The following is a 14,283-nucleotide window of genomic DNA, read 5'->3' on the forward strand; positions in this document are numbered from 1 at the left end:
GGCCAGGCCTCAGCATTTTATTATGGTGATCCCCTGGGCGAAATGCGCCTGGTAAGCAGAGTTTTTGAAATGTAAGGCCTTTGAATAAGACAAAAGGCTGCCTCATCGCTAACTTTGCAACAGTGCCATATCCTGACCCTGAGCGGCGAAAGCTACCGCTTGAAGGACAAGAGGAAGGCGGGAGTGGTCAGGAAAAATTCCAAACCCGAATGATCCAGGTGGGTCAGTATTACTTTGGTGATTCAGGGGTAAAGTGGGTCAGTTTTCAGTTGGTGTTGACACCGGCGTACCCTCGGTGCTATCTTCGCGCCCCAATAGTCGGGGCTTGGCCAGGACTTCCTGAGGCCGTCCGTAACGTGGATGCCGAGGTCAGGCGAGGTGGCCGACCCATGAACGCCGACCTGATTCGTTTTTCAATAGCGCTGGACGTTGTGGTGCCAGGGACTTACCAACCCGATGTGTGCCCATCCGGGGCAGTTACAGCCGTTACAGCCTCTGGAGAGGGAGCGGCTTGCCGCTCGGTGATAATCCCAGCTGTAGCGGCCTGATTACATCCGGCCGCTACACCTAGCTCCACCTTCAAACAAGGAATATCGTTGATGTCACTGTATCGCCGTCTAGTTCTGCTGTCTTGTCTCTCATGGCCGCTGGCTGGCTTTTCTGCCACCGCGCTGACCAACCTCGTCGCGGAACCATTCGCTAAACTCGAACAGGACTTTGGCGGCTCCATCGGTGTGTACGCGATGGATACCGGCTCAGGCGCAACTGTAAGTTACCGCGCTGAGGAGCGCTTCCCACTGTGCAGCTCATTCAAGGGCTTTCTTGCTGCCGCTGTGCTGGCTCGCAGCCAGCAGCAGGCCGGCTTGCTGGACACACCCATCCGTTACGGCAAAAATGCGCTGGTTCCGTGGTCACCCATCTCGGAAAAATATCTGACAACAGGCATGACGGTGGCGGAGCTGTCCGCGGCCGCCGTGCAATACAGTGATAACGCCGCCGCCAATTTGTTGCTGAAGGAGTTGGGCGGCCCGGCCGGGCTGACGGCCTTCATGCGCTCTATCGGCGATACCACGTTCCGTCTGGACCGCTGGGAGCTGGAGCTGAACTCCGCCATCCCAGGCGATGCGCGCGATACCTCATCGCCGCGCGCCGTGACGGAAAGCTTACAAAAACTGACACTGGGCTCTGCACTGGCTGCGCCGCAGCGGCAGCAGTTTGTTGATTGGCTAAAGGGAAACACGACCGGCAACCACCGCATCCGCGCGGCGGTGCCGGCAGACTGGGCAGTCGGAGACAAAACCGGAACCTGCGGAGTGTATGGCACGGCAAATGACTATGCCGTCGTCTGGCCCACTGGGCGCGCACCTATTGTGTTGGCCGTCTACACCCGGGCGCCTAACAAGGATGACAAGCACAGCGAGGCCGTCATCGCCGCTGCGGCTAGACTCGCGCTCGAGGGATTGGGCGTCAACGGGCAGTAAGGCTCTGAAAATCATCTATTGGCCCACCACCGCCGCCCTTGCGGGCGGCATGGATTACCAACCACTGTCACATTTAGGCTAGGAGTCTGCGCGGCAGAGCCGTGTGACCGGTTTTCTGTAGAGCACTGACGATGGCGGCGGCGCTCTCTGCAATTGGCAAGGCGTCGGCGCCAAGGATACCAATCTTGCGGCGCGCGGCGTGTTATGACGACTGGGGTGCATTTGAGCCGCCCCATTTAACCTTCGCCCTCACAGATACGCCATTCGCCTCAGATTTAGCGCCATGCAGACGAGCTTCCACTCGGCTTGCACCTTGTCCAGGCCCCTCATGCTGAACTGACGCAATCCCATCACCGCCTTGATCCAACCATTCGGAGCCTCCACGATCGACTTGCGCCGGCGGTAAGCTGCATCGCCTTGCTCCGTTTTCAATTTCGCCGCAATCGCCGCCGTATGCGGATGGGTCTTGGCATTGACCTTGGCATCTTCACGTCCCTCGCGGCCGAGGGCAACGATGACATCGCCGTGGTGATCGGCGACCTTTGCCAGAACAGCCTCACTACGGAATCCCGCATCCGCCAGCGTCTGGGCCGGCATTTCTCCGGTGTTGGCCTGAACTGCTGCCAGCATGCCCAGCAGCGCCTGACTGTCCGCGGCGCAGTTGGTCAACTCCGCCGCCACGATGATCTGGTGCTCGGCATCGACCGCTGTGTACCCGTTGTAGCTCTGCTCGGAGCCACCACCGGCGTGTTTCATGATCCGGCTGTCCGGATCGGTGAAGCTTTCCTGATCACGGTCATCCGGCACACCAAACTCGCGTTTGTACGAGCCACCGCCCTTGTCCGAGCCATCCGGATGGCGAGGCCGGCGGCCATCGTCTTCGCTGCGCCCCCGGGCCTGGTCCGCTTCACGCTGGCGCGCTTCCAGGCGCGCCTTTGCCGCCTGGATCGCCTCCAGGCGCTTCTCGCGGCGAGAAATCTCGGCAGGAATGTCCAGCTCCGGCTCGTTACGCTCCTGGTCGTCGGTAGCCTTGGCGCGATCAAGCAGCGCCTTGATCTCGCAATGCAATTCGTCCTCGGCCGGCTTCATGCGCTTATAGCTCATCGCCTTGTGGCGGCTGGCGTTGGCTTTTACCTTGGTGCCGTCGACCGCGATCGTGCCAAGCTTCACCAGCCCACATTCGCGCGCCAGTTGCACCACCTGAACGAACAAATTCTCAAGCTCGGTCAGGTGTAGGGCACGGAAGTCACTCAGCGTGCGGTGGGCCGGGAAGTTTCCAGCGGCCAGCACACGCAACGCGACATCCTCGTACAGCTTCCTGGCTAGTTTGCGCGAAGAGAAGACGCCGCTCGCGTAACCATAGATCAGCACTTTGACCATCATCGCCGGATGAAACGGCTGATTGCCCGGACCACCGCCGGCATACCGGGCGTGGAATGCGCTCAAGTCCAGCGTATCGACAGTCTCGCTGATGAAGTAGGCAAGATGCCCTTCAGGTAGCCACTCTCCCAGAGAAGGGGGCAGCAGATAGGATTGGTCGGGTCGGTAAGGAAGGTAACTGGCAGCCATCCCCGTATCGTCCTCGATCTTCCGCCGATTTGGCTTCTGCCGCGCAGGCTCCTAGGCCACCGTAGCTAAACATACGAGAAAAACCGCTTCTTGAGCGCTCTCTGAGACCACCTTGCCGACAACGCAGAAACGGTTGCGGAAAAATCGGCGTTTCCGGCGTACGCCACCCGACCTGGACGAACTATTGCGGACCTGGAACTGGAGTAGCGGAATTCCCCGGGGTTTCAGCGTCGCGCCACAGCGCCTCAGATAGATGCGGTAGCCTTTGGCGGGTCGTCATGCCGCGGACCACCCCCCCAAAAAATTCCACAATGCGGAATGGCGGAATTTTCTGGGGTTCCCGCTTACCCCCCCGTTCTGGACGCCATGCTGGCCGTTATCATCCGTGACGCCAGAAAGATTGGGCAGAAAAAACGGCTCCGCTCGCTGAAGGATCTGGATAAATCTGCATTGGCGCTCGCCAGCGCATGTTCGTACCTGCTGAAAGAAGAAACACCGGACGAATCGATTCGTGCTGAGGTGTTCAGCTACATCCCAAGGCAAAAGCTGGCTGAAATCATCACGCTTGTCCGTGAAATTGCCCGGCCCTCAGACGATAATTTTCATGAAGAAATGGTGGAGCAGTACGGGCGCGTTCGTCGTTTCCTGCCCCATCTGCTGAATACCGTTAAATTTTCATCCGCACCTGCCGGGGTTACCACTCTGAATGCCTGTGACTACCTCAGCCGGGAGTTCAGCTCACGGCGGCAGTTTTTTGACGACGCACCAACGGAAATTATCAGTCGGTCATGGAAACGGCTGGTGATTAACAAGGAAAAACATATCACCCGCAGGGGATACACGCTCTGCTTTCTCAGTAAACTGCAGGATAGTCTGAGGCGGAGGGATGTCTACGTTACCGGCAGTAACCGGTGGGGAGATCCTCGTGCAAGATTACTACAGGGTGCTGACTGGCAGGCAAACCGGATTAAGGTTTATCGTTCTTTGGGGCACCCGACAGACCCGCAGGAAGCAATAAAATCTCTGGGTCATCAGCTTGATAGTCGTTACAGACAGGTTGCTGCACGTCTTTGCGAAAATGAGGCTGTCGAACTCGATGTTTCTGGCCCGAAGCCCCGGTTGACAATTTCTCCCCTCGCCAGTCTTGATGAGCCGGACAGTCTGAAACGACTGAGCAAAATGATCAGTGATCTACTCCCTCCGGTGGATTTAACGGAGTTGCTGCTCGAAATTAACGCCCATACCGGATTTGCTGATGAGTTTTTCCATGCTAGTGAAGCCAGTGCCAGAGTTGATGATCTGCCCGTCAGCATCAGCGCCGTGCTGATGGCTGAAGCCTGCAATATCGGTCTGGAACCACTGATCAGATCAAATGTTCCTGCACTGACCCGACACCGGCTGAACTGGACAAAAGCGAACTATCTGCGGGCTGAAACTATCACCAGCGCTAATGCCAGACTGGTTGATTTTCAGGCAACGCTGCCACTGGCACAGATATGGGGTGGAGGAGAAGTGGCATCTGCAGATGGAATGCGCTTTGTTACGCCAGTCAGAACAATCAATGCCGGACCGAACCGCAAATACTTTGGTAATAACAGAGGGATCACCTGGTACAACTTTGTGTCCGATCAGTATTCCGGCTTTCATGGCATCGTTATACCGGGGACGCTGAGGGACTCTATCTTTGTGCTGGAAGGTCTTCTGGAACAGGAGACCGGGCTGAATCCAACCGAAATTATGACCGATACAGCAGGTGCCAGCGAACTTGTCTTTGGCCTTTTCTGGCTGCTGGGATACCAGTTTTCTCCACGCCTGGCTGATGCCGGTGCTTCGGTTTTCTGGCGAATGGACCATGATGCCGACTATGGCGTGCTGAATGATATTGCCAGAGGGCAATCAGATCCCCGAAAAATAGTCCTTCAGTGGGACGAAATGATCCGGACCGCTGGCTCCCTGAAGCTGGGCAAAGTACAGGTTTCAGTGCTGGTCCGTTCATTGCTGAAAAGTGAACGTCCTTCCGGACTGACTCAGGCAATCATTGAAGTGGGGCGCATCAACAAAACGCTGTATCTGCTTAATTATATTGATGATGAAGATTACCGCCGGCGCATTCTGACCCAGCTTAATCGGGGAGAAAGTCGCCATGCCGTTGCCAGAGCCATCTGTCACGGTCAAAAAGGTGAGATAAGAAAACGATATACCGACGGTCAGGAAGATCAACTGGGCACACTGGGGCTGGTCACTAACGCCGTCGTGTTATGGAACACTATTTATATGCAGGCAGCCCTGGATCATCTCCGGGCGCAGGGTGAAACACTGAATGATGAAGATATCGCACGCCTCTCCCCGCTTTGCCACGGACATATCAATATGCTCGGCCATTATTCCTTCACGCTGGCAGAACTGGTGACCAAAGGACATCTGAGACCATTAAAAGAGGCGTCAGAGGCAGAAAACGTTGCTTAACGTGAGTTTTCGTTCCACTGAGCGTCAGACCCCTTATCCGTTTCAGTTTGCCATGATCGCATTCAATCACGTTGTTCCGGTACTTAATCTGTCGGTGTTCAACGTCAGACGGGCACCGGCCTTCGCGTTTGAGCAGAGCAAGCGCGCGACCATAGGCGGGCGCTTTATCCGTGTTGATGAATCGCGGGATCTGCCACTTCTTCACGTTGTTGAGGATTTTACCCAGAAACCGGTATGCAGCTTTGCTGTTACGACGGGAGGAGAGATAAAAATCGACAGTGCGGCCCCGGCTGTCGACGGCCCGGTACAGATACGCCCAGCGGCCATTGACCTTCACGTAGGTTTCATCCATGTGCCACGGGCAAAGATCGGAAGGGTTACGCCAGTACCAGCGCAGCCGTTTTTCCATTTCAGGCGCATAACGCTGAACCCAGCGGTAAATCGTGGAGTGATCGACATTCACTCCGCGTTCAGCCAGCATCTCCTGCAGCTCACGGTAACTGATGCCGTATTTGCAGTACCAGCGTACGGCCCACAGAATGATGTCACGCTGAAAATGCCGGCCTTTGAATGGGTTCATGTGCAGCTCCATCAGCAAAAGGGGATGATAAGTTTATCACCACCGACTATTTGCAACAGTGCCGTGGAAGCTTATATCGAACGCGTCAGCCGGGCCAACCGCTTTGAATATGGCAAAGTGCGGGTCGCAGGCTGCGTCGGCTGGGCGCTATGCGCCTCGATAACCGGCGTGCTGTTCGGCATCGATCCCAATATCACCTTCTGGATCGCCTCCGGCTTTGCGCTGGTGCTCGGTCTGCTGCTCTGGCTGTCGCGGCCGGAAAGCAGCAACAGCGCCCAGGTTATCGAGGCGCTGGGCGCCAATCGCCAGGCCTTTTCGCTGCGTACGGCGGCAGAGCTGCTGCGTATGCCGCGCTTCTGGGGCTTTATCGTCTATGTGGTGGGTGTCGCCAGCGTCTACGACGTGTTTGACCAGCAGTTCGCCAACTTTTTCAAAAGCTTTTTCGCCAGTCCGCAGCGCGGTACCGAAGTGTTTGGCTTCGTCACCACCGGCGGCGAGTTGCTCAACGCGCTGATCATGTTCTGCGCGCCGGCCATCGTTAACCGCATCGGCGCCAAAAACGCCCTGCTGACCGCGGGGATGATCATGTCGGTGCGTATTCTCGGGTCGTCCTTCGCCTCATCGGCAGTCGAGGTGGTGATCCTCAAGATGCTGCATATGTTTGAGATCCCCTTCCTGCTGGTGGGAACTTTTAAATATATCTCTTCCGCCTTTAACCCGCGCCTCTCGGCCACCCTGTTCCTGATCGGTTTTAATCTGTCAAAACAGCTGTCCGGGGTGGTGCTTTCCGCCTGGGTGGGCCGGATGTACGACACCGTCGGCTTCCATCAGGCCTATCTGATCCTCGGCTGCATAACCCTGAGCTTCACCCTGCTCTCGTTCGTCACCCTACGCGGCGGCAACCGTCTGCTGCCGACCGCAGAGACGCAGAGCCCCGCCTGACTCCAGCGCCCCCGTCAGGGATGACGGGCTTCACTCGACAATCCGCGTCTCCCCGCCGCGATTCTCCAGCGCATAGCGCTGACAAGGCGCCCCGGCGGCGATAAGCTCCGCCAGCTCCGCCGAGTGGCTGGTCAGCCAGATCTGGCTGTAGCGCGAGGCCTCGATAATCAGCCGGGCCAGCGCGGGCAACATGTCGCGATGCAGGCTGTTCTCCGGTTCATTGATCGCCAGAAACGCCGGCGGGCGCGGACTGAGCAGCGCGACGGCGAGGCACAAAAAGCGCAGCGTACCGTCGGACATCTCCGCCGCCAGCAGCGGGCGGCGGATCCCTTCGCGACGCATTTTCAGAGCGAAACGCGAGTGCTCGTTTTCACAATAAAACTGGCAGCCGGGAAAGGCGTCGGCAAGGATTTCATGCAAAATCTCCTCCGCGCCGATCTCGACAATGGTCTGAAAGGCGGCGGCGAGATTCTGGCCATCGCTGTCGAGGACTGGCGAACGGTAACCCACGGCCGGCTGACGCAGTGGCGAATGACGGCCAATCGCGAATTCATGATAAAACCGCCAACGGCGCAGCGTCTCCCGCACTCGCGATACTTCGGGAAAACGGTGCGGCTCGCCAAGCTGACCGAACACCGACTCATTTTCATAAATACTCTCGGTGAAAGTACTTTTCTCCCCGGTGACATCGACGAGAAACGCCGCCTGATTCTTGCGCTGCAGTACGCGGGAGGAAGGCCGGCGGGAGTAGCCGGCCAGCCAGATATTCTCTTCTTTAACGATAGGATCGAGCATGAATTGCGTCGGATAGGGCAATTTTTCAGGGAAGCCTATCTGCAGTTCATAATCGAAGCTGTCGGTCCGGCAGGCGATTTGCAGCCGGCGGGGGTGACGATCGAGGGGCGAACGCTCCCCGGACCACATCATATTCTCCAGACCGCCCTCTTCGCTGATAAACCCCGAAAGCCTGCCCTCAGCGGCAGCGGTCAGCAGGTGGATGGCGTTATAAATATTGGATTTACCGCAGCCGTTAGGGCCGAAGACAATGTTCAGCGGCCCGAGCTCCAGCGCGATATCCTTTACTGAGCGAAAATTTTGAATACGAATGTACTGAATCATTATGCGTCCGGCCCTGGAAATAGAAGGCTGCCACAGTAGCACAGCGGCGCCCGGCATACCCTCTTACGCCCCCTTTCGGGCAGGGTTTAACAGAACATTTTTTTCATTCCACGGGTCAGGGCGACCCGCGTCAGCTTATCGCTATCCTGATGGGCGTCGCTGAAAACGCCAAAAAAATAGCGTTCATCGTCAATGGTTTGGCTAACAATTCGGTAGCTCAACGATTGCCCGGATAGCGCACCGTACTGCGCAGGCGTCACCGAGACTTCGGTCGCGTCATCGGCGACGCTGACCAACAGCCCGTCCGCCTTACCGCCCACCAGCATGACCTTAATTATCGGGTGCACCAGTTCCTCCCGGGATGGCATATAGCGTTGGCGAACCGCAGGGACCGGCGGGCGTGGTGATCGGCAAACAGCGACGCCCGACAGAGTGCGGTATTTAGTACTTTCTTATAGTTCATCACGGCCTTGAGTCAAAAAATAGCGTGCTTAGGCAGGGCTAGATATTGATTATTCGAAATAAAAGATGAAAAATGATGAAGGAAAAAAGAGGAATTGTGAATCAGCAAAACGCCGGGTTATTCTTATTTGTCGCTTCTTTACTCGCCTTTATCGGCCCTCACTCAAGGATGTATTGTGGTTATGCGTTATATTCGCCTGTGTATTATCTCCCTGTTAGCCACCCTGCCGCTGGCGGTACACGCCAGCCCGCAGCCGCTTGAGCAAATTAAACTAAGCGAAAGCCAGCTGTCGGGCCGCGTAGGCATGATAGAAATGGATCTGGCCAGCGGCCGCACGCTGACCGCCTGGCGCGCCGATGAACGCTTTCCCATGATGAGCACCTTTAAAGTAGTGCTCTGCGGCGCAGTGCTGGCGCGGGTGGATGCCGGTGACGAACAGCTGGAGCGAAAGATCCACTATCGCCAGCAGGATCTGGTGGACTACTCGCCGGTCAGCGAAAAACACCTTGCCGACGGCATGACGGTCGGCGAACTCTGCGCCGCCGCCATTACCATGAGCGATAACAGCGCCGCCAATCTGCTACTGGCCACCGTCGGCGGCCCCGCAGGATTGACTGCCTTTTTGCGCCAGATCGGCGACAACGTCACCCGCCTTGACCGCTGGGAAACGGAACTGAATGAGGCGCTTCCCGGCGACGCCCGCGACACCACTACCCCGGCCAGCATGGCCGCGACCCTGCGCAAGCTGCTGACCAGCCAGCGTCTGAGCGCCCGTTCGCAACGGCAGCTGCTGCAGTGGATGGTGGACGATCGGGTCGCCGGACCGTTGATCCGCTCCGTGCTGCCGGCGGGCTGGTTTATCGCCGATAAGACCGGAGCTAGCAAGCGGGGTGCGCGCGGGATTGTCGCCCTGCTTGGCCCGAATAACAAAGCAGAGCGCATTGTGGTGATTTATCTGCGGGATACCCCGGCGAGCATGGCCGAGCGAAATCAGCAAATCGCCGGGATCGGCGCGGCGCTGATCGAGCACTGGCAACGCTAACCCGGCGGTGGCCGCGCGCGTTATCCGGCCCGCAGCACCTCGCAGGCGTGCCGGGCGATATGACTGGCGGCGGCATCGGAAAGATGCCGGTCGGTAATGATGGTGGTGAACCGGGTCAAAGGTAACGCCATAAACGTGGCCACCTGATTGTATTTCGAACTGTCGCACAGCAGGATGCTTCTCGCGCTGACCTGGCTGACGGTCTCCTTGACGGTAACCTTGTTCTCATCAGGGGTGAATATCCCGCGACTGTCCCAGCCGCTGGCGGAGATAAAGGCCGTATCGATAGCCAGGTGGCGTAACGTACGCGCCGCCGATTCGCCCACGCAGGAGCGGTTCTCCCGGCACAGAGTGCCGCCGGTGTGGATCACGCCGCACTGGCTGGCATCGATCAGCAGCTGGGTTATCTCAAAATCATTGGTGACCACCTGGAGATCGTTCCGGTCGAGGATCGCCCGCGCCAGCGCCAGGGTGGTAGTCCCGGCATCCAGATAGATGCAACTGTTTTTAGCGATATGACTCGCCGCCAGCGCGCCGATCGCCTGTTTCTCCTCACTCTGCAGCGTGCTTTTCACCAGATGACTGGGTTCCGCAGCCAGCCGGCTGACGGCGCGCACGCCGCCCGAGACGCTGACCAGCAGCCCCTGCTCCTCCAGTTTACTGACGTCCCGACGGATGGTCATATGGGACACGCCGAGGATCTCCGTCAGCTCGTTAATGCTTACCGCCCCACGCTGCTCCACCAGGGCTAAAATACGCTGATGTCGTTCTATTGGAATCACCGCTCTCCCCTTACCATTTTTTCACACCAGGCGTCACCACCCAGGCTACGGCCCTGGCGACACCCGGTGTTGTTATCGCGCTTTGCCGCTGTTTTTAGGCTATTTTAGGGCAAGAATCGCCGTTGTGCAGCCTCTTTCCGCCTGTGAATTTTTTATATTCATGTGGGTTATTCGTGATAACTCTCACATAAATTCACATGATAACGCTTTATTCTATCATTAAATCACATTAATTAACTAATGTTCACAAGGAGACCAGCATGGCTGCACACACTAACGTCTGCGTGATTGGACTGGGTTCAATGGGCATGGGCGCCGCCCGCGCCTGCCTGCAGGCGGGCCTGAACACCTGGGGCGTTGACATCAATCCCGACAACTGTCGCGCACTGCTGGCGGCGGGCGCCAATGGCGCGGGCCCCAGCGCGGTGCCGTTCGCCGCGGAACTGGATGCAGTTGTGCTGCTGGTGGTCAATGCCGCCCAGGTGCGGGGGATCCTGTTCGGCGAGAGCGGCCTCGCCGCCCATCTGAAGCCGGGCACCGTCGTGATGGTGTCGTCCACCATCGCTTCCGCCGATGCTCAGGCCATTGCCGAGGCGCTGGCGGAGTACCAGCTATTGATGCTCGACGCGCCGGTATCGGGCGGCGCCGTGAAAGCGGCCGCCGGCGACATGACGGTGATGGCCTCCGGGAGCGATGCCGCCTTTGCCCGCCTCGCGCCGGTGCTGGACGCCGTGGCCGGCAAAGTCTACCGCATAGGGAGCGACATTGGTCTTGGCTCGACGGTAAAAATTATCCATCAGCTGCTGGCCGGGGTGCACATCGCCGTTGCCGCCGAAGCGATGGCGCTTGCCGCCCGCGCCGGGATCCCACTCGAAACGATGTATGACGTGGTCACCCACGCGGCGGGTAATTCATGGATGTTTGAGAATCGCATGCAGCACGTCCTGGATGGCGATTACTCGCCAAAATCCGCTGTCGATATTTTTGTCAAAGATCTCGGGCTGGTGAATGACACTGCCCGGGCGCTGACCTTCCCGCTGCCGCTCGCTACCACCGCGCTGAATATGTTCACCTCCGCCAGTAATGCCGGATTCGGTCGGGAAGATGACAGCGCGGTGATCAAGATTTTCAACGGCATCACCCTGCCGGGCCATAAACAGTGAGGAGAGACAACATGCAGCTTGGTGTCATTGCCGATGACTTCACCGGCGCCACGGATATTGCCAGCTTCCTCGTGCGCAACGGCATGCCGACGGTGCAACTGAATGGCGTGCCGACCCGCGATCTTCCGCTGACCAGCGAGGCGGTGGTCATCAGCCTGAAAACTCGCTCCTGCCCGGCGGAAATGGCCGTCAGCCAGTCGCTGGCGGCCCTGCGCTGGCTGCAGGCCCAGGGCTGTCAGCAGTTTTATTTCAAGTACTGTTCCACTTTCGACAGCACCGCGCAGGGCAACATTGGCCCGGTGCTGGATGCCCTGCTGGCCGAGCTGGGTGAGACGCGGACGGTGATTTCCCCGGCGCTGCCGGTTAACGGCCGCACGGTCTATCAGGGATATCTGTTCGTCGGCGAGCAACTGCTGAATGAGTCCGGGATGCGCCACCATCCGGTGACGCCGATGGAGGATGCGCACCTGGGCCGCTTAATTGAGCGCCAGGGGCGCGGAAAAGCCGCGCTGATTGCCTGGCCGATTGTCGACCGGGGGCCGGAGGCGGTCGCCGCCGCGCTGGCGGCAGTCAACGATCCGGCGGTGCGCTATGTGGTGCTCGACGCCCTCAGCGAACAGGATCTGCTCACCCAGGGCGTGGCGCTGCGGGAGATGAAGCTGGTCTCCGGCGGTTCCGGCCTCGCCATCGGCCTCGCCCGCGACTTGGCGCAGCGCCATGGCGCCCGGGGTGAAAGCGCTCAGGCCGGCATGCCGCTGGTCGGCCCGGCGGTGGTGCTCTCGGGCTCCTGCTCGGTGATGACCAACAGCCAGGTGGCGGCCTATCGTCAACAGGCCCCCGCCCGCGCCGTCGACTTAAGCGCCTGCTTTACCGATCTGGAGAGCTACGTCAGGACGCTGACTGACTGGGTGGACGCGCAGCGCGATGCGCCGCTGGCGCCGATGATCTATGCCACCACCGAGCCGCAAACGCTGCAGCGGATCCAGGCGCAGTATGGCGACAAGGCCAGCAGCGAACGGGTGGAACAGCTGTTTGCCGCTCTTGCCGCCGCCCTGAAGGCGAAAGGATTTACCCGCTTTATTGTGGCCGGAGGGGAAACGTCGAGCATTGTGGCGCAGACCCTGGGGGTTGAGGCGTTCCATATTGGGCCGACCATCTCCCCTGGCGTGCCCTGGGTGCGTGACACCCGCCAGCCGCTCTCCCTGGCGCTGAAGTCAGGTAACTTCGGCGATATCCAGTTCTTTGCCCGTGCCCAGCAGGAGTTTCGTCATGACTGAGCAACAACTGCGAGAGGAAATGGTGCAGATTGGCGCCTCGTTATTTAGCCGCGGCTATGCCACCGGCTCCGCTGGCAATCTGTCGCTGCTGCTGCCGGACGGCAACCTGCTGGCGACGCCGACCGGCGCCTGCCTCGGCGAACTGCAGGCTCAGCGGTTGTCGGTGGTGACGCTGCAAGGAGAATGGATCTCCGGCGACAAACCGTCGAAAGAGGTCACTTTTCACCGGGCAGTCTATTTGCACAACCCGGCCTGCAAGGCGATCGTCCACTTGCACAGCCACTATCTGACCGCGCTCTCCTGCCTGCAGGGGCTCGATCCGCACAACTGTATCCGCCCCTTTACCCCCTATGTGGTGATGCGCGTCGGCGACGTCCCGGTGGTTCCCTACTACCGGCCGGGCGATGACCGTATTGCCCAGGCGCTGGCCGGGCTGGCGCCCCGCTATAACGCCTTTTTACTGGCCAACCACGGACCGGTGGTTACTGGCTCATCGCTGCGCGAAGCCACCAACAATACCGAGGAACTGGAAGAGACCGCACGGCTGATATTTACCCTCGGCAACCGCGAGATCCGCTACCTGACCGCTGACGAAGTAAAAGAACTGAGATAAAACCATGCCAAAATTCGCTGCAAATTTATCCATGCTGTTTACCGAACTGCCGTTCCTGGAACGCTTTGCCGCCGCTGCCCGGGCGGGATTTGAAGCCGTTGAGTTTCTGTTTCCCTATGAGTATGCCGCCGGGGAAATCAGACAGCGCCTGCAGGAGAACCAGCTGCAGCTGGTGCTGTTCAATACCCCACCCGGCGACGTCAACGCCGGAGAATGGGGGCTCGCCGCCATCCCCGGGAGAAGCGCGGAGGCCCGACGCGATATTGAGCTGGCGCTGGAGTATGCCTGCCAGCTCGGTTGCCCGCAGGTGCATATCATGGCCGGCGTGGTGCCGCCGGGAGCGGATCGCGCAGCCTGCGAGGCCGTGCTTATCGATAATCTGCGCTACGCGGCGGAGTGCTTTGCCCGCCACGACAAGCGGATACTCATCGAAGCGCTGAATCCGCAGACCAAACCGGGCTATCTCTACCACAGTCAATATCAGACGCTGGCGATGGTGAAACGGGTCGACAGGCCGAACCTGGCGGTGCAGTTAGATCTGTTTCACGCGCAGAAGGTGGACGGCAATTTAAGCCATCTTATTACCGAATATGCCGGCCAGTATCGCCATATTCAGATTGCCTCCCTGCCCGACCGTCATGAACCGGATGAGGGCGAAAGGCACTGTTGCAAAGTTAGCGATGAGGCAGCCTTTTGTCTTATTCAAAGGCCTTACATTTCAAAAACTCTGCTTACCAGGCGCATTTCGCCCAGGGGATCACCATAATAAAATGCTGAGGCCTGGCC

Annotated in this window: 9 protein-coding genes and 7 pseudogenes; 10 read left to right on the forward strand and 6 right to left on the reverse strand. The window is 58.7% G+C overall.

Annotated elements, in window-relative coordinates; translation table 11 throughout:
* The 3 genes and pseudogenes from C3406_RS25340 to C3406_RS25355 form a co-directional block, all read left to right on the forward strand.
* A pseudogene (locus C3406_RS25340) lies at positions 1–75 on the forward strand (IS6 family transposase); the annotation flags it as partial.
* Positions 76–114: 39 nt separating this feature from the next.
* Positions 115–213: pseudogene (locus tag C3406_RS25345) on the forward strand (AAA family ATPase); the annotation flags it as partial.
* A gap of 386 nt (positions 214–599) precedes the next feature.
* Positions 600–1,481 (forward strand): carbapenem-hydrolyzing class A beta-lactamase KPC-2, encoded by an 882-nt coding sequence (locus tag C3406_RS25355; protein ID WP_004199234.1) that lies wholly within the window; start codon positions 600–602, stop codon positions 1,479–1,481.
* Between the two features lie 249 nt (positions 1,482–1,730).
* Here C3406_RS25355 and C3406_RS25360 read toward each other — a convergent pair whose 3' ends face one another.
* Positions 1,731–3,050 carry an IS1182-like element ISKpn6 family transposase gene (locus tag C3406_RS25360; protein ID WP_004152397.1) on the reverse strand — a complete coding sequence of 440 codons (1,320 nt, stop codon included), beginning with the start codon at positions 3,048–3,050 and terminating at the stop codon, positions 1,731–1,733.
* Between the two features lie 354 nt (positions 3,051–3,404).
* Between C3406_RS25360 and C3406_RS25365 the strand changes: the two are divergent.
* Positions 3,405–5,516: pseudogene (locus C3406_RS25365) on the forward strand (Tn3-like element Tn3 family transposase); the annotation flags it as partial.
* 19 nt (positions 5,517–5,535) lie between these two features.
* Here the strand turns inward: C3406_RS25365 and C3406_RS25370 are convergent.
* A pseudogene (locus C3406_RS25370) lies at positions 5,536–6,096 on the reverse strand (IS6-like element IS26 family transposase); the annotation flags it as partial.
* 54 nt (positions 6,097–6,150) lie between these two features.
* Between C3406_RS25370 and C3406_RS25375 the strand changes: the two are divergent.
* Positions 6,151–7,038: pseudogene (locus C3406_RS25375) on the forward strand (oligosaccharide MFS transporter); the annotation flags it as partial.
* Between the two features lie 30 nt (positions 7,039–7,068).
* Here the strand turns inward: C3406_RS25375 and C3406_RS25380 are convergent.
* Both C3406_RS25380 and C3406_RS25385 read right to left on the reverse strand, forming a co-directional pair.
* Positions 7,069–8,157 (reverse strand): AAA family ATPase, encoded by a 1,089-nt coding sequence (locus C3406_RS25380; protein ID WP_001620097.1) that lies wholly within the window; start codon positions 8,155–8,157, stop codon positions 7,069–7,071.
* Positions 8,158–8,243: 86 nt separating this feature from the next.
* Entirely contained in the window at positions 8,244–8,504 is a 261-nt protein-coding gene (locus C3406_RS25385) for a hypothetical protein (RefSeq protein ID WP_001620096.1), read from the reverse strand.
* Positions 8,505–8,801: 297 nt separating this feature from the next.
* Here C3406_RS25385 and C3406_RS25390 point away from each other — a divergent pair, with 297 nt between their 5' ends.
* Positions 8,802–9,662, forward strand: coding sequence for an extended-spectrum class A beta-lactamase SHV-5 (locus tag C3406_RS25390; RefSeq protein WP_011117369.1), 861 nt, complete (start codon positions 8,802–8,804; stop codon positions 9,660–9,662).
* Positions 9,663–9,682: 20 nt separating this feature from the next.
* Here C3406_RS25390 and C3406_RS25395 read toward each other — a convergent pair whose 3' ends face one another.
* Positions 9,683–10,444 carry a DeoR/GlpR family DNA-binding transcription regulator gene (locus C3406_RS25395; protein WP_002210513.1) on the reverse strand — a complete coding sequence of 254 codons (762 nt, stop codon included), beginning with the start codon at positions 10,442–10,444 and terminating at the stop codon, positions 9,683–9,685.
* 260 nt (positions 10,445–10,704) lie between these two features.
* Here C3406_RS25395 and ltnD point away from each other — a divergent pair, with 260 nt between their 5' ends.
* From ltnD to C3406_RS25415, 4 genes and pseudogenes are all read left to right on the forward strand, one after another.
* Positions 10,705–11,607 carry an L-threonate dehydrogenase gene (gene ltnD / locus C3406_RS25400; protein ID WP_002210514.1) on the forward strand — a complete coding sequence of 301 codons (903 nt, stop codon included), beginning with the start codon at positions 10,705–10,707 and terminating at the stop codon, positions 11,605–11,607.
* An 11-nt stretch (positions 11,608–11,618) separates the two neighbouring features.
* Complete coding sequence (gene otnK / locus C3406_RS25405) at positions 11,619–12,884, forward strand: 3-oxo-tetronate kinase (RefSeq protein ID WP_011117368.1); 1,266 nt, start codon at positions 11,619–11,621, stop codon at positions 12,882–12,884.
* Positions 12,877–13,497: a 3-oxo-tetronate 4-phosphate decarboxylase gene (gene otnC / locus C3406_RS25410; protein WP_002210516.1), complete on the forward strand. Its 621-nt coding sequence runs from the start codon at positions 12,877–12,879 to the stop codon at positions 13,495–13,497. The genes otnK and otnC overlap by 8 nt, the downstream gene beginning before the upstream one ends.
* A 4-nt stretch (positions 13,498–13,501) precedes the next feature.
* Positions 13,502–14,155: pseudogene (locus tag C3406_RS25415) on the forward strand (TIM barrel protein); the annotation flags it as partial.
* A gap of 53 nt (positions 14,156–14,208) precedes the next feature.
* Here C3406_RS25415 and C3406_RS25420 read toward each other — a convergent pair.
* Positions 14,209–14,283: pseudogene (locus C3406_RS25420) on the reverse strand (IS6 family transposase); the annotation flags it as partial.

The sequence above is a fragment of the Leclercia sp. LSNIH8 genome (genome assembly GCF_002920195.1).
GTDB lineage: Bacteria > Pseudomonadota > Gammaproteobacteria > Enterobacterales > Enterobacteriaceae > Enterobacter.

Coding starts and splice junctions, on each gene's coding strand:
- C3406_RS25355 (WP_004199234.1), top strand. CDS start 600: ATGTCACTGTATCGCCGTCTAGTTCTGCTGTCTTGTCTCTCATGGCCG.
- C3406_RS25360 (WP_004152397.1), bottom strand. CDS start 3,050: ATGGCTGCCAGTTACCTTCCTTACCGACCCGACCAATCCTATCTGCTG.
- C3406_RS25380 (WP_001620097.1), bottom strand. CDS start 8,157: ATGATTCAGTACATTCGTATTCAAAATTTTCGCTCAGTAAAGGATATC.
- C3406_RS25390 (WP_011117369.1), top strand. CDS start 8,802: ATGCGTTATATTCGCCTGTGTATTATCTCCCTGTTAGCCACCCTGCCG.
- ltnD (WP_002210514.1), top strand. CDS start 10,705: ATGGCTGCACACACTAACGTCTGCGTGATTGGACTGGGTTCAATGGGC.
- otnK (WP_011117368.1), top strand. CDS start 11,619: ATGCAGCTTGGTGTCATTGCCGATGACTTCACCGGCGCCACGGATATT.
- otnC (WP_002210516.1), top strand. CDS start 12,877: ATGACTGAGCAACAACTGCGAGAGGAAATGGTGCAGATTGGCGCCTCG.